The sequence below is a fragment of the Butyrivibrio sp. AE2015 genome, assembly GCF_000420825.1.
GTDB lineage: Bacteria > Bacillota > Clostridia > Lachnospirales > Lachnospiraceae > Butyrivibrio.
This window is the reverse complement of sequence record NZ_ATVR01000006.1, coordinates 13766-35632: the sequence shown is the minus strand read 5'-3', so window position 1 is coordinate 35632 and position 21867 is coordinate 13766. Positions and strand designations below refer to the sequence as shown.

Here is a 21867-nt window from a genome sequence, read left to right as displayed (position 1 = left end):
AAAAAAAGCGCACGAACATACAATATAGCGTATAATTATAAGACAGCTATCGGATACGTTAAAAAGTAAAGGATGCGTATTATGAAGAAAATAATTAGAAAAGGAGTAAGTGTTTTTTTCTGTGTTGTGATGCTTTTGGTGACAGGGTGTACCCCGGAGCAGATGAGGAATCTGAATATTGGCGATGCCAGTAGATTGCAGATAATAAAGAAATAGTAAAAAAAATCTGTGATGGATATCCAAAGGCACCGAAGGACGTCAATATATCATTCCATTCCATGGCCAGCGGAGTAGTTGTTGTTGATGATCCCAGTGTAATGGAACGGATTGCCCAGCTGCAGGATGATGCGGTGGCACTTGATATGGAAGCTTATGCATTGGCAGCTGCTGCTGATCTTATGAACACGAAATGGATGGTGATAAAAACAGTCCAGGATTTTGCTGATGGAAATAAAGCTGCTACTGAAGGAGATATCAGGCCGTTTGCAGCGTATTCAAGTGCAAAGCTTTTGGATATTATTCTTGAAGAAATTGACGCTGATGATTGGGAAAAAATAATGAAATACTAATGCAATAAAATTTCAAACAGATTGTAGTTTAAGAAAAATTTAATTAAGTAGACGTAAAAAATCCCTTTCTATAAGTCGATAATACCATTGATGGGTATATGTATTGATTATATATGAAAGGGATTTCTTATGAAGAAAAAAACAGCTGTAAAAATGACTATGGCGATGGCGGTGTCCTGGGGAATGTTTTTAGGGGCGTCTGTCGTTGGTTATGCCAATGATGTAGATGAGGATAATAATGAAGAAAAATTAGCTGATGCAGATGAGGATAACGCCCCATCTGATGGCGAAGAAAAGCAGGATGATTCTGCTGATGAGAAGGATGAAAATGTAAGTAATATAGAAAATATCATCCCGGCTGAGCAAAATGATGTTCTGTCTGAAACTAAAGAGGCGGGTTCAGACGATGAGTCAGTTGAAGAAAAAAAAGATGAGACGGATGAGAAGAAATCAGAAGAGATAAAGGATGAGGGTTCAGATGTAGCAACATCCGAAGAAAAAAAGGACGAAGAAACAGAAGAAAACGAGCCTGAAGAAATAAAAGATGAAAAAACGGGCGAAACTGCGCCTGAACAAGTAAAGAGCGAAGAAAATACAGACGTTCAGGAAGTAGTGGAAAAAGATACAGTTGAGCTGGATGTAAGTGAAGTCCAGCCTGGCATAGAGAATGTAGCTACCGATGAAGCAGGTGAAGGCGATGCACCTGTAGCTACTATGATGCTCAGAAGTGCGGCCCCAAGGGTGATGGCGCTAGGAACGGCTGCTACTCCTGATACTACCACTGAAGCAGGGACACCAGAAACTACAACGACTGAAGCAGCTACGTCAGATTCTAGTGGTGGCGAGACTGCTCAGCCGCAGCAGTTTGTAGAAGCAGGTTCTTCCAAGGACCTGGATGATGGTCAGCCGGCAACACAGCATATATCGATTGCAATCCTGTCTGATACTCATTATGTTTCTAATGATCAAAAGCAAGGACACGGAATCCAGAATATGGATACAACAGCCGTGACCGAGATGAGAATGCTTGAAGAAATAGACAGTATCATCAATGTTTCACTGGATCAGGTTACTGAATTTGATCCTGATTGCCTTTTGATATGCGGCGATCTTACAAGTAATGGTGAATACTCGGGAGCTCAGGCTCTTGCAGATAAACTGAATGCTCTGAAAAATAAAGAGGGCATGGAGGATGTTGGCATCTATGTTGTTAACGGAAACCATGACATCAATAATTCTTATGCTGCTGATTTGACACCCGAGGAGATTGCCAAGGCTCAGCGAATTGGACCGGAAGACTTTAAAACGGTATTTGCAGGACTTGGATACGGAGAAAATGACCACTGTGAGGGTGGAACAAGAACTGTATATAATCCTCAGGGTGACGATCCTTCTATTGCACAAAATCATGGCGGACTTTCCTATGCTACAGAAATAGCTGACGGAGTTACGCTTGTCGTTATGGATACAGGCATCTACAGCTATGAAGATCTTGTTAATTCAAGATATGCAAATGCGCAGAAGACTGCGGGATATATTTCTGATGGCCTTTTGAAATGGGTTGTTGAGCAGACTCAGGCAGCCAAAGAGAAAGGAAATCTCGTCCTGGGAATGTGCCATCATTCAATAATGCCGCACTGTGCTGTAGATACTAAGGTTACTGCAGCGTATATGTCTGAGTATATCATAGGTAATCATGAGCAGGTTTCAACTGCCCTGGCTGATGCCGGTATGTCTGCAGTCCTTACAGGACACTCGCATGCGAATGATATTGCTAAGTTCGTATCTGCAAATGGAAATGTTCTCTATGACATTCAGACAGCAGCTCTGTGTGCTTACCCGGTTGCCTGGAGACAGATAAACATTGATATTACAGGTAGTGGAAAAGATGCGGTTTATAGCTTTTCTATTGACACTTCATTTATAGATAAGGATTTCGAAGATGTAGACACTTCAAGCTGGAAGGTGTCTACCGGCGGGACGGAAAAAAGCTTTGACAACGATTATCAGGGAAGTATGCAGGATTACAGCTATGATAAGTCTGGAATCAGGCAGGAAAGCATAGGATCGTTTATTGATTATTTCGCAAGAGAGATAGCTTACTCTATAACAGAGACTCCGGGAGGAACTGAGGCGTACCTTAAGAATATGATAAAGTACTCCGAGGACTCATTGGGAGACTATGCACTTAATCAGACTACTGAATTGGCCAGAAAGAATGATAAGTTTGCGACTGATTTTAATATACCTTATCTCGGAAATGTGTCGATTACTGCTATTCGAACAAGTGACGGCAGTGAGGACAGCATTATAAAGTATGATGTTTCTATAAAAGACAGCACTATGGAAGAGAAAGGTACTCTTAAGGTAAATCTTACTGCCCTTTCCGGTGGTGTTAATAAGATGGTTACAGCCATTAACAATTATCTTAATGTTGATGGATGGAAGGAAAGTAATTACAAGAGTTCACCAATTCAAAAGGAAGTAGTTACTCTTTTATCCAATGCACTTGTAAATGCGCTATCAAAACCTATTGATGAAAAAGATCCAACATCAACCGGAATGAATATTGCTATTGATGCCCAGCAGGCATTTGCAAGAGGTGATGAGGGTTCTGTTCAGACTGAAAAGAGAGCTAAATACCAGGCACTTCTTAAAGGTGAAACATTCGAAAAGTACCTCAATGAAGCTTTATGGGGAGCAATAGGAGATGCAACCTCAAGCAGTAAATATCCTATCCTTGCCGGAATATTATCTACATCTATAGCTCCTGAGGGGCAGAATACGATTGCAGCTATTACTGATGTTACTTCGCCGACATCAATGTATATTACAATCGTAAATGGACTTGCATCAACAATGAATTCTGCTTCAAATATTGTAAGGGCAATAAATGCACTTCCGGGATTCAATGCGTCTTCAGTCATGAGCTTTGCATCCAAGCAGCTGATAAATGCTTTTGCTGAAGTGCAGCTATCAATGACCCAGGACAACAATATTCCAAATGATTCAAAGTGGCAGTTCCATACAATTAATCTCTACATGGGAGATGATTATGAAATTGTCAGAAATACTCTTACAGTTGAGCAGTTTAAGGCAGGAAAACTTATTGCACCAACCATGGAAGACTATGAATTTGCAGGATGGTATACTGCTCCCGACGGAGGAACATTAGTTACAGCAGATTCAGATTTCTCAAACATTTATAAGCTTTATGCCCGCTGGAACTATATTGGCGGTAATGACGAAATTGATGATGAAGAAGATTATGACTGGTTTGAAGATGATGAATATGATGATGACGATGATTTCTGGGATGAGATTGATGAGCCTATTGAAGACGATGGAACTACTGTAAGGGACTATGTTGAAACCGAGAAGGAAGTAAAAGAAGACCTGGATGATGCTCTGGAACTTTTAGACAAGATAAATGCTGATACGTTAAAGAAGATCAATACAGACAGCACATCAGGGAATGCTACTCCTGGCGCCATTTCTTTATTACAAAAGGACAATCTGAATGGAGAAATAAAGATCGGCAGATACATAAGTGATTCAATCGTTGATGGACAGGGTAATCAGATCACAGACAAGGTATTTGTCACTGATACAGGAAGAATTGGTATAAATCTTGGAAAACTTGATTATCTTACGCCGAGTCTTTTAAAGACAATAAACGGAGTAGATGCTGACCTGGAAATATACTTTATGTATAAGGGAAAACTTACAAGGCTGATCATACCAAAGGGAACAGATTTTTCAAAATACGTTGATAAAAATGGATTTATCGGTCTGTTGTACTTAAAGCAGCTTATTGAAATAGGTCAGTTAATCTAATAAAACAGAGGAACACTGCCCCCTGGCTCTAAAAATTCAATTAGAGTCAGGGGACTTTTTATCTATATATAATAATGTTTTTATCGTAAATTTATAACATAGTGTTATCATTTTAGTATGCGGGAGAATGACTTTTTATGTCAAAACAGATCACAGTCTAAGGTGATCTGCATAGTTGCATCAAGAGTGTTTGCAATTATTATGGTTGCATGCATGCTTATTTGTGCTGCTCTTGTGGTTGAAATTCCGTCTTTTGCCAATATGCAGGAAAACAAGGTGGTTCGCATTGGCTGGTATGATTCATCATATTGCTATGAGGATGAGTTTGGGAAGCGCATGGGATATGCCTATGATTATCACCAAAAGCTTGTGGCTTATACCGGATGGACATATGAATATGTGGAGGCTCCATGGCCTGAGTTATATCGGATGCTTGAAAATGGTGAAATTGACATATTGAGCGATGTTTCCTATATGAAAGAGAGAGAGGAGACAGTTCTTTATCCTAGTGTGCCTATGGGATCGGAGTCTTACTATTTTTTTGTAAGAGCCGGTAATACAGAAATAACATTGGATGATCTTAGTTCTTTTTCCGGAAAAGTTGTTGCCACAGAAGAAAATAGCATAATGGAAAAGCTTACCATTGAATGGGCGCGAAAAAATGGCATAGATATTGAACTTATGACTGCCTCAGACAAAAATGTTGATGAATGGTTTGAGATGCTTGATAAAGGCCAGATCGATGCCTATGTTACTGTTGAATCCTATGGAAACAGGCCTAATATCGTTCCTGTATGTCCTGTTGGCAACTCGGAATTTTATTTTGCAGTTAGCAAAGATAGGCCTGATCTGTTAGATGAGCTTAATCATGCATTATTGAGTATTCAAAATGAAGATCCATATTATAGTCAAAGGCTTCTCCAAAAATATATATGGTCTGTAAATACAAACACTTACCTGACGGACAAGGAATTAAAGTGGCTAAAGGACCATGGGAAAATCCGCGTTGGTTATAGAAATAAGTATATGCCGTTTTGCGATGAAAGCGCAGGAAAACTGACAGGAGCCCTTGGGGACTTTTTGTCTGAAGCAAGCGGTATGATGAGCAATGCTGAAATTGAATTTGAAGCAGTGCCTTTCGATACAACTGATAACGCGTTAAATGCAATGGATGCCGGAGAAATAGATGTCGTATTTCCTATCAACTTAAGCCCATATGAAATGGAGCGCAGGGGTTATCTTAGTTCGGAAAACCTCATGCATACAGAAGTATTTGCTTTAGTTAATCCGGAAAATTCTAAGGATATACTTGGCGGAGAGGGAATTAAAGCAGCTGTTCTTTCCGGTAATGTTAACTTTGACAATTTTGTTCAGGACTACTACCCGAACTGGGAAATAGAGCATAAGGATAATCTTGATGCCTGCTACAAAGCGGTTTCAATTGGAGAAGCGGATTGCGCCATGGTGAACAGCTATAGAATAACGCAGAATGACAGGCTAAGAAGGCGCTATAAGCTGGATCTTTTAGCCACCGGTCACGACATGGATTTTGCTTTCGCACTGGAAAAAGAAGATCAGATAATGTATTCGATCATGAATAAGATCATAAATAACATGGATTCGCGCGATATGGAGGCAATCCTTTCCAAGTATACCGGAAATGTTCACAAGGTTACTTTCATGGATTATCTTGAGGATAACGCAATTTCTTTTGCAATCATAACAACTGTTATCTGTGCAGCCATGATCTTTCTCATGATGACAAAGCTGCGTTCAGATAAAAAGGCAATTGATAGTCAGAGACTTATATCTGCTACAGAGCTTGATCCGCTTACAAAGCTGTATACCAGAAACTACTTTTTGGAATATGCGAACAGGATGCATAATGATGATCCTGAAAAAGAATATAATGCAATTGTGGTCAATATTGAGCAGTTTCATGTAGTAAATGCTCTCTATGGATGGGAGTTTGGGGACAAAGTCTTAAAAGCTCTTGGTGATGAGATTAAGGCCTTTATTGGTGAAAACAATGGGATAGCGTGTAGGTCCAGTGCAGACAGATTTAATATCTTTTCGACTTTCACAGATGATTACAATGCTATTTACAAGCGTTTTCAGCATGCACTTGATATTTTTGCCGAGAATGTAAGTATCCGCATCAGGATGGGCGTTATGCCGTATAGCTTTGGACTTGAGCCTGTGGAAATGTTTGACAGAGCAAGGTCTGCATGTAGCTTCCTCCGTGGCGGTAACCACGAGATGATAAAGGTATTTAATGAGGAGATGAGGGATAAAGAAATCCTTGATCAGCGTCTTCTTAACGACCTGAAATCAGCTCTTTTGCATAATGAATTTATGGTTTACTACCAGCCAAAGTATAACGTGCAGGTTGACCCTCCTGTAATTGAGAGTGCTGAGGCGCTTGTAAGGTGGAAACACCATGAAATCGGAATGATACCACCCGGTAAATTTATCGAACTTTTTGAGAAACACGGGCAAATTGGCCTTGTAGATAGATTTGTATGGCGGGAGACCGCGCGCCAGATCAGTGAGTGGAAAAAGAAACATGGAGTTGCAATTCCAATTTCTGTTAATATCTCAAGAGTTGACTTTTTTGATCCTTCTCTTGTGAAAACACTTGAAGGAATTGTTGCGCAAAATGGCCTGGATAGAACAGATCTGCATCTTGAAGTTACAGAATCTGCCTACACTGATGATACAGACCAGCTTATCGGAACTGTTAAGAAATTGCGAGATATGGGATACGTCATTGAAATGGATGATTTTGGAACAGGGTATTCGTCTCTTCATATGCTATCATCAGTGCCTGTTGACATACTTAAGCTTGATAAGAGCTTTGTTGATAAACTCGCTGAGTCACAAGTAAGGGAAGAGGATGTTCGTCTCGTAGAGCTTATCCTGGATATTGCAAGAAACCTTAACCTTGCGGTGGTAGCAGAGGGCGTTGAGCAGGAAGTACAGCTTGAATTCCTAAAGTCCCGCGGCTGTGAAATGATACAGGGATATTATTTTTCACCGGCACTGCCTGCGAATGTTTTTGAAGAACTGGTATTTTGAATAAAAGGAAGACACGGATTCTAGGAGGGGCTTCCCTAGAACTCGTGTCTTTTCATGCTTTCTTATATTTCAATCACGGTATACGTATTTCGCACCTTCTTAGATTCATAAAGAGCTTCATCTGCGGTTTTGATCAGGTTATTTACAAGTTCTGTTCCGAATGCAGCGCCGAAACTCATAGTTATATGGACGTCCGGATTATTTTCAATAGTAACTTCTTTTAAAGCAACTATTAAGTGCGAAAGCTTATTTTCCAGGTCCTGTTTTGTAATGTCGAAAAAGACCATCATAAATTCATCGCCGCCATAGCGGATGACAACATCATCTTTTCGTACGGAATGTTCCAAAATATTTGCTACTTTCACGATTGCTTCATCACCGCCCTGATGGCCTGCAGTGTCATTAACTTTTTTAAACAGGTCGATATCACCCATGACAACAGCTTTACAGGGTTTAAAGATGAGTTTATCATCCAAAAACTTTCTGTTTCGAATCTTGGACAGGGAGTCTATGTATATCTCTGCCTCGAATTCTGATATTATTTTCTGCTGCTCCAGATTTTGCAGCTTGGCGTCTGTGGTATCGAGGCAGCCATAGACAATGTGCGATATGCTGCCATCCTCATTTCGATCACCTATCATGAAAACGCCATTGAACCAACGATGAGCACTTTCGCTGTAGAATTCCATTGTTGTAGATTCATGCTCGTTGATAGCGGCAAGGATGTTATCCTTATCAAGCCAGTCATACAGACTTTGGTGGAAGCTCTCTGCAACTGATGAGTCTACATTTGCTTTTAAAAATTTGAAAGCGTCCGGATCTTTTGGAACCTTCTCAACATATTCATTGGTGCTGATCATACGGTAACTCATATCGCTGACATCGATATATAAAGAAAAGTTGAAGATACTTCCTAAAGCCTCTATTATTTTTACATGTTCTTTGAGTGCCTTGTGGGCAGTAATATCGCGATAGCATCCCATATAGATTTCCAAAGAGCCATCATCAGGGCGTCTTATGAACCTTCCGGCTCCGGTGACCCAGATGATGCTTCCATCTTTCTTTTGCATGCGATAGGTTGCGTGAGTAATATCAGGGAGATCGCGGTGAATGCGGATTGAATCCCAGAATAATTTAACGATGTCATCGCGCTCCTGCGGAACAAGAGTTTTGACCCAACTGTCAAACTCATTGGGGAGATCTTCGATTCCATCGTAGCCCAACATTTGCCTGGTCTCATCGTTGAATTCAAAGCTCAGCAGGTTTTCGTTGCGATCAAATGTACAGAAGTACATACCGGCTTTTAATCCCTTGGCAAACATATCCTCTTTATATCTGGCTATACGGTATTTGCTGTTAGCCTCTTCAATTCGTCTGTTGCACTCAATTAAGAGTTCATGCTGATCCTCAGGATATGCAGATATGTCAAATAAAGGAGAAACGTCGTCTACTATGACACTTGCTTCAGCGTTAAATTGTCCTATGCCCTTGGTAATGCTATTGACTGCATCGTTGGTATTCATCTATGCTCCTTTAATCGTTTGCAAGTCAAAATGATAACTATATTACATACATTAATAATACTACTTTTTGGGACCTTTTTACATTGTTGTAATCCTTACATCTTCCTGATAGATACAAAGGTCTGACCGCTTTTGAGCCACATCACGGCAATAAGTAAGTGTCTGCCGTATTTTTTCTGCCAGATTCTCTATTAATGGGACAAAACGAGGTTCAGTAGGAGATACAATAAGTTCGATATGGTCAGAGCGGACTTCTACTGAACGAATGGATTGGTGAGTGCCAAAAGCATCTATATCTTTCTGGTTAGTAAGGTTGGAAAGGTCAAAGAGAAGTTCCGGATTTCGATTTGATGCGACGTCAATCTCATCTGCAAGGCGTATAACCGCAGCCAAATAAGGCGTGCGGATAACGCCGTTTTCTGTCTGCATATTAGGATATTCAAATTCATCAAAAAGATCTGTTTTTCGGTGCCCTCTTGCAACCTGAATTATTGCAAACATAGTATCTTTGTCAAAAATATCAAAAAGCTTGGAGTATTTTTGGATGATCATTCCACTGAGCTCATTATGTTGTTCTCTGATGATCTGAGCTTTGTTAACTGAATGGCTTTTTTTAAGAGTTCCCTTTGATTCCAATTCTTTTTCAAAAACCTCAAAATCCTTTCGGGATATTCCCATTCCAACGTCGTGAAGATAACAAGCCATCACAAGAACATAGCATTCCAGTGTGTTAAGAGCCCATACCTGGTCACCCAGAATTTGATTAGAATAATCCAGAACATCTAAACTATGCAATAATGAATGATCAGTAAAATCCGGAAACCAGGATAGGAAAGACTCTAGCATAGTATAAAGCATAGCTACACTGTCAGTTACTCGTCTATGTAAATCCGGTGATTCGTTTTGAAGTCTTTTTTCCAGTAGGAAATCATGGGTGTCATTCATCACAATACTCCTATTTGTAAGTTGTCTCATAAGAATAATATATCAGAAAAACGAATATTGCTCTACTGTAAGCAGTAACAATATTCAAAAGGTTTTCTGTATTTTCTTTTTCTTGTCCTCTTTTTTGCAAAAGTGTATATTAGGTATGTGTACGATGTCTTTGGGGGAAGGCTCTGTATATGATAAGTTCTTGTTGTTGGGAGTAAGAAGTGTATGAAAAGTAATTATGGGGATCATGGCCGCCATCGCAGGAAAAGAAATCCTGATGGAATGACCGTAAAAATCATTATTGCAGCGGTAGTAATCTGTATCTGTGCTGCAATTCTCCTGGTTAAATTATTTGCAAAAAGAAATGCTGAGAGTGAAGCGGCTGAACAGGCCTCAGTTTTGGAGCTGGAAGAAATAGAGGAGCCCATACCGGAGGAGGAGCCTGTGGTTGCAGCATCTATTGAAGCCTCAGTAAATGAAGAGCAGCCGGAAGAAGCGGCTGTTGAAGCTTCGTCTGAAGAAGAGAAATCAGATATTCAGATGGGAGCCGGGGCAGAAAACGGAGAAGATATTGATGTAGCTGATCTGGTGAGTGCCAGCAATGTTGGCGAGAATTCGTCTGTCACTTATGGCATTGATGTATCAAGGTTTCAAGGTACCATCGACTGGGCGCAGGTCGCAGCCACTGGTATTGACTTTGCAATGATAAGAGTCGGATACAGGGATTCCTCTACAGGTGAGATCAAGGCAGATTCTAATGCCAGATTCAACATGCAGGAAGCAGAAAAAAATGGTATAAAGATCGGAGCATATTTCTTTTCCACAGCAGTAAATGCAGATGAGGCAGTAGCTGAGGCAAACTGGGTAAAAGACTATATTGCACAGTATCCGATCACTTACCCGGTAGGATATAACTGTGAAGGCTTTGATAAGGAAAGCAGCAGACAGTACAGCCTTACTAAAGATGAAAGAAGCAGTATTGCTGAAGCATTTCTTGATCAGATCTATAAAGCCGGATATACGCCAATTTTCTACGCTTCAATGGGCGAACTGGCCGGAGATGCACAGTGGAATACTTCGCAGATAGAGAAGTCATACAAAATCTGGATAGCATGGTATAACCAAAACACATCGAATATTGCGAATGGGCCTGCATATGATGGACAGTGCGCTATGTGGCAGTATACAAATCAGGGAACCGTTGCAGGTATAAGTAAAAAAGTAGATGTAGACGTGGCATATTTTGGATATAACGGTACGGAAACAGCCAAAGATACTTCAGAAAGGGCAACTGCAACAGCAGATGTGGAAGCACTTATGAGTTTTGACACTGTTGATGAGACAGTTACTGCAAAAAACAGCACGAATCTTAGGGATAAGCCAAGTCAGGGCGATGATAGTAAGGTGGTTGTAACATTGCAGAATGGTCAGACAGCCCAAAGAACGGGGATCAGCTCTAGTGGCTGGTCCAGAGTGGTGTTTGAAGGAAGCACTTATTATGCAGTATCAAGCTTTTTGACTACGGATCTTACTGCTCCGAAGCAGGAAACAGAACAGCCTGTTACTACTTCCGGCTTCAAGACTCAATTTGCTGATTGCAATGAAACAGTAACAGCCAAGGATATGGTGAACCTAAGATCAAAGCCAAGTGTCACTGATGAGGACTCGGCGGTAGTTGCAACACTATCTTCCGGAGACACTGCAACCAGAACAGGGATAAATACTGATTATGGCTGGTCCAGGGTGGAATACAATGGCCAGACATTATACTGCGTAAGTAGTTACTTAAGAGTTGTTGAGTAATGGGGATGCCCGAACCGTTTTCATGGCACCAATGTATTTTATTTAATTAAAAAAATGACTATAATTAGTATATAGATTGTTTGTAAATGTTTTCAGCGGATATATCAGGAGATTTTTATGAGATCAGAAGCAGATATCATGAAAAGGCTAAATGATGAGATAGACAGTTATCTTACATGTCCCAAATTTACTGTGGAAGAGCATGCTCATAATGTCACAATGCTGGCGTGGGTCCTTGATATATCCGATGTGCAGTTGAGCGAGATGATTAAAGAAGCCGAGGCGTCTTTTGGCGTCGAAAGTGAGGGGAGTCAGTGATCTAGTAGCTTGAAATGACTTTTTCTATATTCGATCAGCCCTTCATCCTTCATATGAGAAAGCTCTTTTGACATGTTGGTTCTCTCAAGATTAAGGTAGTCTGCGAGTTGTTGCCTGTTGAAGGGAATATCAAATTCTCTGGAGCCGGTTTGGAGCGCAGTGGCATTTAGATAGGATAAAAGGCGCCCACGGCAGCTTTTGGAAGATGTATGGAAACTACGGCCGGAGAGAATAAGATTTTTTTGCGATGAAATAATAAGTATATTTTTGAGGAGCTTTTCCTTCCAGGGAGAGCTCTTTTTGCTGTCATCAAGAAGGTTTCTGATACTGCAAAAGAGAATAGTACATTCTTCGTTCGCCCTAACATCAACAAGAAGAACTTCGCCAAGAAGAGCGTAGGTTTCGGCGAAGTACTGATTTTTCCCAACATGGCTTAAGACGGTACAGTTGCCCCAAACATCGTTGCTTTCAATGGTTACGCTGCCTGAAAGTACCATGCCAATCATGGAAGTCTGTTCTCCGGCGTGGAGAATAATATCATCTTTTTCAAATGTCTTTTCATGGGCGTCAAGAGCTGTAAGGCATGATTCCAGCTCTTTTGCCGTCATTCCAAGGAAAAGCCTGCTTTTCTCTATGTCTTTTATTTCCATTTTTGCTCCTGTAGTAGGTGCTAAGAGTCATAATTCTAATAAAATTTATCAAAATGTGGTTTAAACAACATACTTGTTAAAAATAGTATATTATACTGACACCATCAAAACAAGGATTGAAGAGAGGTTAAAAGATGGTCAGAAAGATAATAAAGATTGATGAAGAAAAGTGTAATGGCTGCGGAATATGTGCAAGTGCCTGCCATGAAGGCGCTATTGATATTGTAGATGGAAAAGCAAAGCTTGTAAGAGAGAATTTCTGTGATGGATTCGGCGATTGCCTGCCGGGCTGCCCTATGGGAGCAATTTCTTTTGAAGAAAGGGAAGCACCTGCCTACGATGAAGCGGCAGTAAAGGCAATGCAGGAGAAGAAAGGATTGGTAAGAGATATGAATGAAATGCAGCATGCTGAGGGACATGGATGCCCAGGCTCAAGGTTTATGCAGTTTAAGAGCAGTGTTCAGGTGGATGAGGATCCTGGAATGGACATGGTTTCAAGAATGAGCTCGCATCCCTCAAGGCTGATGCAGTGGCCTTGCCAGATAAAGCTTTTGCCAACACAGGCAGATTTTTATAATGGCGCCAAGCTCCTCATAGCTGCGGACTGCACAGCATACGCCTATGCAAACATGCATGAGGAATTTATGAAGGGCAAGGTTACAATGATCGGCTGTCCAAAGCTTGATGAAGGCGATTACACCGAGAAACTGACTGAGATTATAGCTAATAACGATATTGCAGGCGTGACTATAGTTAGAATGGAAGTTCCATGTTGCGGGGGACTTCAGAGAGCTGCTGAGAATGCCATAAGAAACAGCGGAAAATTCCTTCCCTGGCAGGTTATTACAATTTCAAGAAATGGCGAGGTTATTGAGTAAATTACTCAATAAGCAGATAATTTCTAGGAGTTTGAAAATAGAACGTTTATACTGAAATAAAGAGAAAAAAAGGAGGCACATTATGGCAGCACTTAATGAAAGAAAAGTAGCAGTAGTAGGTTGTGGATTTGTCGGCTCAGCATCAGCTTTCGCTCTTATGGAGAGCGGGCTTTTTTCCGAAATGGTGCTGATTGATGTGAACAAAGAAAAAGCAGAAGGCGAAGCTCTTGATATCAGTCACGGACTTCCTTTTGCTAAACCTATGCAGATATATTCCGGCGATTACAAGGACGCTGAAGATGCGGCAGTTGTGGTTGTTACAGCAGGAGCGGGACAAAAACCCGGTGAAACAAGGCTGGATCTTGTGAAAAAGAACGTAGGTATCTTCAAATCCATAATTCCTGAGATTGCAAAGTACAATAAAGAGGGAATACTTCTGATTGTGGCTAATCCTGTGGATATACTTACCTATGCTGCAGCGAAACTCAGTGGTTTTCCTGAAAACAGAGTGTTTGGCTCAGGAACTGTTCTTGACACAGCCAGGTTTAAGTATCTTCTCGGCGAGCACCTAAGTGTAGACAGCCGTTCAGTACATGCTTTTATAATTGGTGAGCATGGAGACAGTGAGATTGCAGCATGGAGCAGTGCAAACGTTTCTGGAATTCCAATCCATGACTTCTGCGAGATGAGAGGACATTTTGAACATGAAAAGTCTATGAAAGAGATTGCAGAGAACGTAAAGAACAGTGCTTATGAGATCATAGAGAAGAAGGGTGCAACATACTATGGAATCGCCATGAGCGTACGACGTATCTGCGAAGCAATCATCCGAGATGAGAAATCTATACTTCCTATCTCCAGCATACAGCATGGTGAAAACGGCATTGATGGTGTCGCCCTCAGCATGCCTGCCATAGTTGGAAGAAGAGGTGTTGAAGGTTCTGTGCCTATCAGACTGAGCGAACAGGAGAAAGAGGCACTTCTTAAGTCTGCGGAGACGTTGAAAGCTGTAATTGAGGAATCAATTTAATCCTTGAAACACAGGACAATAGTATGTTAAATTAAAATAAGAATCGATGAAGAAAGGGCACATGAATGACCTGGAAAACAATAAACATTCATATGATGAAAGGTGATGTTTTAGCTGTTTACGGGGATAGTGCGCTCTTTTTTAGGTAAACAGCTGCGATTTTATCGTTGAAGTTATATTAAAGAGACATTATCTCCTTATTCTTTAAAAACACTAAAGATTAAGGAGATTTTTTTATTATGGAAAAGAAAATTGCTAGAAATCAGATTAAAAAGATACTTAGTATAGACGCTGTTTCAGGATTTGCTATAGGAGGAGCAGCGTGGGTGGCTCTATTGGCGGCAAGGGGCTTTAGTACAGTAGAGATTGGACTATTAGAGAGTATATTTCATATTACGAGCATGACTTTTGAGATCCCATCAGGAGTTATCGCAGATGTGTTTGGGCGCCGCAAGACGATGATTGCCAGCAGAGTTATGGTGATAATATCATCTCTATTGATGATCATTTCCCATAATTTCTTTACAGTTGCTATAGCTATTTCGGCAAGTGCTCTTAGCTATAACCTGGCATCAGGAACGAGAGAAGCACTTGCCTATGATACGCTCAAAGAGGCAGAGCTTGAAAAAGAATATGACAGGTTTGCTTCAAATGACCTTATGATCTATCAGATATTCAGCTCACTAGGAACATTGCTGGCGGGAGTGGCGCTGGTGCTTGGATACAGGAAAGCTAATGCTGTTGATGCAGTGATCGGGGCTATTACCATGATGATTGCCTTTACACTTACAGAAGTGCACACTAAACTTCACGATGTTACTTCTGTTTCAGAGCGATTCAAAGAAACAATCGAGAGCAGCACGTCTTTTATAAAGGAGAGCAGAAAGGCCAGACTTATTATTCTGTTTAATGGCTTGGTTGGTGCGGTTGATGTACTTGTATTGTTCTTTTTGCAGGCTAAGCTTCCGGCTGTTGGACTCAACAAACTGTGGCTCGGACCAGCTCTTTTTGCTATGGGAATAGGCGCAGCTGCAGGAGCCAAGGCAACGGAGTATTTTAATGAAAAGAACTACCGCAGAATCGGCGTTTTGTGCGCGGTAGGAGTATCATTGTCTTTTGCATCAGTGTTTACGGGGAACTATTACCTGATGATATTGGGAGGCTTTATCGGTGCGTTTTCAGATAATTTCCTTCAGGTCAGGACCGATGTTTTTCTGAACAGCATGATACCATCAGAACAAAGAGCAACTCTTATGTCAGTTAATTCTTTTGCATTTTCGATAATTATGATCATATTATCACCAATATTTGGGCTGCTGTTTGCATAAGTTCCAGACAGAAATAAGAACTGAGATATAGCAATATGCTATAGACAGTTCACAAGGAATGGTTAGTTGAGGAACCTTTTGTAGTCTATACTTTTAGAATAGCTTTACTAATACTACTTAAGGAGACGACAGAATACCATTATGAAAAAGAGATCAATACTGGCAATTGCGTTAACTGCGGCGCTATTAATAGGCTGCGCAGGGGCACAGAATAAAGCAGAAGATGTACCGCTCAAAGATCTATGTGCTGACAATTTTATGTTGGGAGTTGGAATAAACGGAAGTACATTGGAAAATCAGACACTAAATCTTCCGGAGTACATGGAATTATCAAAGAAACATTTTAATAGCTGCACTATGACAAATTTGATGAAGAGTGGTTACATTCTTGATCAGAGGGGATCAATTGAAAACCTTGAAAAAGGTGATGAAAGCCCTGCTCTTTTCTTTGGCTCAATTGATCCTACACTTGAGTGGTGTAAGGAAAATGGAATGAAAATGCGAGGACATACCCTGGTTTGGCACACCCAGGCTCCTAATTGGTTCTTTAGAGAGGGGTATAAGGATGATGGAGAGTACGTGGACAAGGAAACAATGCTGGCGCGTATGGAGAGCTATATTAAGCAGCTTATGACACATGTTCAGGAAAACTATCCAGGCGTCATCTATTGCTGGGATGTGGTGAACGAGGCTGTGGAACCTGACAGTTATGACCCTGAGAGCTTTTTTATGTGCAGGACTAAGTGCGGGGCGGATCCAAATCCATGGTATGAGACTATTGGTCCTGATTATGTAGAGGCCGCATTTACATATGCAAGGAAGTATGCGGATAGCGATGTTAAGCTTTTTTATAATGATTACAACACTTATCAGCCGGTCAAGACTAAGGCTATATATGATCTGTGTGCATCATTAAAGGAAAAAGGACTTATTGATGGAATAGGAATGCAGGGCTATTGGGGACTTGATTATCCTTCAGATCATATGATCGAGACTGCAATTCGCAAATTTGCTGAGCTTGATCTGGAAATTCACGTAACTGAATTGTCCATTGGAGTTGATGAAGAAACCCCTGAGCAATTTGATAAACAGGGTAAAAGATATGGAGATGTTTTCAAGCTCTTAAAGTCACTTGATAGTGATAATAACGGGCCTGCAAAGATTACAAGTGTTACGTTATTTGGCCTTATTGACCATTATCGAGAAGGAGATACCACTAATACACGTATCTTCTATAGTGATTACAAACCGAAGCCTGCATTTTATGATATTCAAGAGGCGTTGAGATAAAAAAGAAAGAGGATTCCTGCAAAGAGATTTGCTTATGCAGGAATCCTTTTTTTAATGGCCCTCTAACCCCGTCCCTGTGGGTCAAAGGATGTTATGACATATGCAGGCTTTACTCCCTACGAAAAAGAGTGGTGGCACTTTACTTTAGCGGATGAGCCCTATCCAGATGCATATTTCGCCTTTCCAGTAGAATAGGAGAATCAAAACTTGAAATTATTGGAGCTATGGTGTATTATAAGTTGTATACAATTGAATTGTGAATAGGAGGTAGTCATGAGCGTAGCAGTTAGATATTATTCCAGATCAGGAAAAACACAGAAAGTAGCAGAGTATATTGCAGAAGCAGCGGGAGTAGATGCCGTTTCAGTAGATGCTGAAGGAGCAGGACTCTCAGAAAAAGCAGATGTTCTTTTCATAGGTGGAGCACTTTATGCTTACGGTATTGATGATAATCTCAAGCAGTTTTTAAAAACTCTTTCAAGCGAAAAGGTTGGAAAAGCAGTTGTATTTTCAACATCATGGCTCTCAAAGCATGCTCTTGATCTCATTAAAAATGAGTTGACGGATAAGGGAATCCAGGTTGAGAGTGATACCCTGTATTTCAAGAGCAAGGCAGTTGACGGCTGCAGAGATGAAGTTGTTAGATTTACTCAGAAATATATCTGATGAATTTTCATAAATGGAATGGGTGTAGTTCTGCCTATATCAAGGAATTTGTGAATGGGGCAGTTTATTTTTGGATTGGTATTCTGCCTATATCAAAGGTATAGGGAATATAGGCAGTTTATTTTATAGTATTTTTTCTGCCTATATTGTAAAAAAGCTTTAGAGAGGCAGAAGAATAGGGCTTAAAATCACTGCCTATATTTATAAAAAGTAAAATAGAGGCAGAGTTATGCCTTCAAAATACACTGCCTAAATTACAAGAATAAGAATAGTGGCAGAAAAGAGCCAATTTAGGTAGTACGTTCTATTGGATTAAAACTTTCCAAACTAATATCGTAATATGCACACGAAGCAGTAGATCAGAAAGAATGGTCTGCTGCTTTTTTATGCAAACAAATTTCTGAACTTGAGTTTTTATACTTATTTAAGATTATTGCATGACGTAATAAGGTAAAATTAAAGAAGTATTTGTGCGATTGGTTAAAAAGAAGGATGTTTATGAATAAAAAAAGAAGAATCGGAATGCTTTCGATAATCTTGGTGCCTGCGTTTGTTTTATCATGCGCAGGTATAAGCGGATGTGGAAACAGCGGCAGTGAAGAAACAGCGGAGAATGTATTAACAACTCTTTCAAGGGATGGCTATGCTCTAGAACAAGTGGTGGTTCTTAGCAGACACAATATTCGTGCGCCGCTCTCCGGAGAAGGGTCTGCCCTGGATACAATAACTCCAAACAAGTGGTTTGAGTGGTCGGCCCCAGCCAGTCAGCTCTCTGTAAGGGGAGGAATCCTTGAGACTGAGATGGGACAGTATTTTAGAAAATGGCTCGAGTCTGAAGGCCTCTTTGAATTAAACTATCATCCAAAAGACGGGGCAGTTCGCATATACGCCAATTCAAAGCAAAGAACTATAGCTACAGCACAGTTCTTTTCCGCGGGACTTCTTCCTGTTGCTAATGCAGAGGTTGAGTACAATGCAGAATATGACACCATGGACCCTGTATTTAATCCGGTGTTCACCTATATGTCTGACGACTACTCTGCGGATATCGAGGAAGAGATAAATAAGATCTATGGCACAGCTATAGCTAATCTTGGTGATAACTATGATCTGATTTCAGAAGTGATTGATGTCCAGAAATCAGATGATTACAAGAATGGCATTTTTACAGGGTTTGACGTGGGAGACTCAGAGTTCTCTTTTGAAGAGGGAAAAGAGCCTTCGGTGAAAGGTTCACTCAAGACTGCATGTCAGATATCTGATGCGCTTGTGCTTCAGTACTTTGAAGAGTCAGATCCTGTTAAGGCAGCCTTTGGTCATAATATTACCGAAGCAGAATGGGAGGCAATCTCTGAGGTTAAGGATGTTTACGGTGATGTTCTCTTTTCAGCTCCATCTGTTTCAGTTAATGTGGCTCATCCACTTCTTGAAGAAATTGAAAAAGAGCTGACTACAGAGGGCAGGCAGTTCACATTTCTGTGCGGACATGACTCAAACCTGGCAAGCGTGCTCTCAGCTCTTGAAATCCAGGACTACAACCTTCCAGAAACACTGGAAAAGACACCAATTGGAGGGAAACTTGTAGTCAGTAAGTGGAAAGACAAGGCTGGTCAGGAATTTATAAGCCTTGATATAGTTTATCAAAAAACCGGGCAGCTTCAGGAGATGTCTCTTTTAAATGACGAGAATCCCCCTGGAATCTACAATCTGAAGCTTAAGGGATTAAACGCCGATTCAAATGGATTGTACAAGGCAGAGGATGTAATGGATCGTTTTGACAAGGCGATTGGAGCCTATGACAGCCTGATAGAAGAATACGAGGCAAAAGATGCGGCTTAAGAATTCTCTCCATATAAATCTACATCAGCAGCCTGTCTTTTATGTTCTTCATCGATAGCAGCGTAATGGGCGGCGGTAGTGTTGATGTCTGAATGACCGAGAACATCTGCAACAATATAAATATCACCTGTTTTGTTATAAAGAGCGGTACCAAAGGTTCTGCGGAGCTTGTGAGGAGAGAGAGTAGTGTTAAGACCTGAACTCTTTCCGTACTTTTCGACCATCCTTTGTATGCTGCGGACAGACATACGGTTATGCTTTAGCGAGATAAAAAGAGCGCTTTCACTGTCAGTTTCAACGAGAGTGGGGCGCTCATTTATTATGTAATCACGCAAAGTATTGCGAATAGGCTCATTGATCATGAGTTTTGATTCATTTCCGCCTTTTCTCACAATCTTCAAAGTGTTATCTTTAAAGTCCACGTCGTCAATATCAAGTCCGGCGCATTCTGACACACGCATTCCTGTATGCAAAAGAAGCGTAATAATAGCCAGATCGCGTTTAGCGGTGGCTTCAGCGTAGATTTTGGCATGTTCGGTAGCCACCTGGGAATTTTCTACAGCATTCATTAGGGATTTTACGTCATGTTGATCGAGCCTGGTAATTGTTTTCTTTGTTATTCTCTTATTTTTGGCAGCTTTCAAAGTAATATCTTCATCAAGAAATCCCTGTCTTGTTTCATAGGCAAAATAATTTCGAATAGCAGCCATTTTTCTCGCTGTTGAGCGCTCATTCAATTGTCTTGCAGTGATCAGGTGCGTCTGGTAAGCATCAATATCGCGGCTGTTTAATTTTTCAATTATTTCATGAGGAATTGCATTCAGTTTAATTTTTGCAATTATTGGATTGCATACATGGAGATATTCGTAAAAATCAATAAGATCTCTGGCATACCCAAGAGCTGTGCCAATCTGATAGCTCAAAACACAGTTATCAATGAACGAATGTGTATGAACCGGTAACAAATTTTTGATTTCTTTGATGTATTCTGATTTTGTCCTTGTTAATTGTTTGTAGTATGCGGAGTCTTTACCCATATTGTTCTCCAATGCGTAAATTAAGCCAATACAGCATGTTTTTATTAATAGCTATCTGCATGACATAAAACTAGAATTTAACGTCGTGTTATAGATATATTATCATGTAAAGTTATCTTCTGCAATATAGGCGGAACAGAATATAACTAGAAGATAATCTTACTATACCATAATAATAAGAAGGACCACTCCTCACACGAGAAATGGTCTCTTCTACACTGATTCTAATAACTAGCGGAAAATTAATTTCGAAAGTCAGACAACTGAAACACCTCGCAGTAGAAGCATATTGTCTACAAGCACATAATACTCCGGTTTATCGTTCTATCCCAATTTCCCATTTTGAAAATCCATTCTGATAAAAGCCTTTCCATTAGGAAGCGGAATCCTTGATTGGAGTATGTCCTTATATCCTATCTCCTGCATTTTTGTTAAAAGAGATTTCTCATCCATCTGATGATGTACCTCATCCAGCCCGTCAAACGCATGCAAATACGGAGAATCTGATACCCACTGCTTATCATCCACATTGATCTGAATCAAGCAAGAAACATATTCTGGATTTGCTTTGCAAACCACTCTCTGAAATACATCATAACCAATATACTCTATAAGAATGTTTGCTATCAGCAACTGCGCCCCGGGAAGCTGATTCGCATCGCAGATCAGATCTATCTTCAAGCATTTCAGTACACCAGACAGATATGCATATCGTTCCGAAACTATTCGAAGATAATCTTCATTTATATCCACTGCATAAACAGTCCGGTACTTATCCCGGCTTACATGTTCCAAGCCATTACCACCGGCGACTCCAAGAACCATAGCCGTTGAAACCGGATAAGCCTCAAACTGCTCCTTCATTATTGAATTCATAATCTGGAGTTGTTTAACAGAATCAAGGCTCATATGATTCTCATAATCATTCAAACTGATTTCTTCCCACGGATTACTCATAATCCTCCTCGCTTATTCTTGAGTTGAACTAATTCGCTCCATTTAAATGCAGCGCCTTCTATAGTCAATAATATTCTCCTGCAATATTCCTATATATCTTTCTATGGCTACGATCATAGTAACGAACATTG

At 40.5% G+C, this 21867-nt stretch carries 17 protein-coding genes and 1 pseudogene; 13 read left to right on the top strand and 5 right to left on the bottom strand.

Going from position 1 to position 21867, the window contains the following annotated elements; translation table 11 throughout:
* The first annotated feature begins 81 nt into the window (after nt 1–81).
* From G585_RS19980 to G585_RS0104680, 4 genes are all read left to right on the top strand, one after another.
* Complete coding sequence (locus tag G585_RS19980) at nt 82–216, top strand: hypothetical protein (protein ID WP_022773330.1); 135 nt, start codon at nt 82–84, stop codon at nt 214–216.
* Between the two features lie 62 nt (nt 217–278).
* Entirely contained in the window at nt 279–569 is a 291-nt protein-coding gene (locus tag G585_RS0104690) for a phosphorylase family protein (RefSeq protein WP_022773329.1), read from the top strand.
* Nucleotides 570–698: 129 nt separating this feature from the next.
* On the top strand, nt 699–4406 hold the full coding sequence (locus G585_RS0104685) for a metallophosphoesterase (protein ID WP_022773327.1): 3708 nt from the start codon (nt 699–701) through the stop codon (nt 4404–4406).
* A gap of 117 nt (nt 4407–4523) precedes the next feature.
* Nucleotides 4524–7484: an EAL domain-containing protein gene (locus G585_RS0104680; RefSeq protein WP_081644757.1), complete on the top strand. Its 2961-nt coding sequence runs from the start codon at nt 4524–4526 to the stop codon at nt 7482–7484.
* A gap of 62 nt (nt 7485–7546) precedes the next feature.
* Here G585_RS0104680 and G585_RS18755 read toward each other — a convergent pair whose 3' ends face one another.
* Together G585_RS18755 and G585_RS0104670 are read right to left on the bottom strand one after the other, a co-directional pair.
* A complete protein-coding gene (locus G585_RS18755; RefSeq protein WP_022773324.1) occupies nt 7547–9007 on the bottom strand; it encodes a sensor domain-containing diguanylate cyclase in 1461 nt (486 codons plus the stop codon).
* A 78-nt stretch (nt 9008–9085) separates the two neighbouring features.
* Nucleotides 9086–9952: an HD domain-containing protein gene (locus tag G585_RS0104670; RefSeq protein ID WP_022773323.1), complete on the bottom strand. Its 867-nt coding sequence runs from the start codon at nt 9950–9952 to the stop codon at nt 9086–9088.
* A 213-nt stretch (nt 9953–10165) separates the two neighbouring features.
* Between G585_RS0104670 and G585_RS0104665 the strand changes: the two genes are divergently transcribed.
* Nucleotides 10166–11743: a GH25 family lysozyme gene (locus G585_RS0104665; protein WP_022773322.1), complete on the top strand. Its 1578-nt coding sequence runs from the start codon at nt 10166–10168 to the stop codon at nt 11741–11743.
* 117 nt (nt 11744–11860) lie between these two features.
* Entirely contained in the window at nt 11861–12061 is a 201-nt protein-coding gene (locus G585_RS0104660) for a hypothetical protein (RefSeq protein WP_022773320.1), read from the top strand.
* On the opposite strand, the gene G585_RS0104655 is transcribed toward G585_RS0104660, so the two are convergent.
* Nucleotides 12055–12711 carry a Crp/Fnr family transcriptional regulator gene (locus G585_RS0104655; RefSeq protein WP_022773319.1) on the bottom strand — a complete coding sequence of 219 codons (657 nt, stop codon included), beginning with the start codon at nt 12709–12711 and terminating at the stop codon, nt 12055–12057. The two genes, G585_RS0104660 and G585_RS0104655, sit on opposite strands and share 7 nt — an antisense overlap.
* A gap of 134 nt (nt 12712–12845) precedes the next feature.
* Between G585_RS0104655 and G585_RS0104650 the strand changes: the two genes are divergently transcribed.
* From G585_RS0104650 to G585_RS17130, 7 genes and pseudogenes are all read left to right on the top strand, one after another.
* The gene (locus G585_RS0104650; protein WP_022773318.1) at nt 12846–13589 is read left to right on the top strand and encodes an ATP-binding protein; all 744 of its coding nucleotides are present in this window, start codon (nt 12846–12848) and stop codon (nt 13587–13589) included.
* An 82-nt stretch (nt 13590–13671) separates the two neighbouring features.
* Complete coding sequence (locus G585_RS0104645; RefSeq protein ID WP_022773316.1) at nt 13672–14619, top strand: L-lactate dehydrogenase; 948 nt, start codon at nt 13672–13674, stop codon at nt 14617–14619.
* Nucleotides 14620–14858: 239 nt separating this feature from the next.
* Nucleotides 14859–15947: an MFS transporter gene (locus tag G585_RS0104640; protein WP_022773315.1), complete on the top strand. Its 1089-nt coding sequence runs from the start codon at nt 14859–14861 to the stop codon at nt 15945–15947.
* 141 nt (nt 15948–16088) lie between these two features.
* Nucleotides 16089–17237, top strand: coding sequence for an endo-1,4-beta-xylanase (locus G585_RS17140; protein ID WP_022773314.1), 1149 nt, complete (start codon nt 16089–16091; stop codon nt 17235–17237).
* A gap of 90 nt (nt 17238–17327) precedes the next feature.
* Nucleotides 17328–17432 (top strand): annotated as a pseudogene (locus tag G585_RS20105) (M15 family metallopeptidase); the annotation flags it as partial.
* A 78-nt stretch (nt 17433–17510) separates the two neighbouring features.
* Nucleotides 17511–17903, top strand: coding sequence for a flavodoxin family protein (locus G585_RS17135; protein WP_022773312.1), 393 nt, complete (start codon nt 17511–17513; stop codon nt 17901–17903).
* Between the two features lie 498 nt (nt 17904–18401).
* A complete protein-coding gene (locus G585_RS17130; protein WP_022773311.1) occupies nt 18402–19742 on the top strand; it encodes a histidine-type phosphatase in 1341 nt (446 codons plus the stop codon).
* On the opposite strand, the gene G585_RS17125 is transcribed toward G585_RS17130, so the two are convergent.
* Both G585_RS17125 and G585_RS0104615 read right to left on the bottom strand, forming a co-directional pair.
* Nucleotides 19739–20779, bottom strand: a complete 1041-nt coding sequence (locus G585_RS17125) for a tyrosine-type recombinase/integrase (protein ID WP_022773310.1) — start codon at nt 20777–20779, stop codon at nt 19739–19741. The two genes, G585_RS17130 and G585_RS17125, sit on opposite strands and share 4 nt — an antisense overlap.
* A gap of 324 nt (nt 20780–21103) precedes the next feature.
* Nucleotides 21104–21736: a class I SAM-dependent methyltransferase gene (locus G585_RS0104615; protein WP_022773308.1), complete on the bottom strand. Its 633-nt coding sequence runs from the start codon at nt 21734–21736 to the stop codon at nt 21104–21106.
* Nucleotides 21737–21867 lie beyond the last annotated feature (131 nt).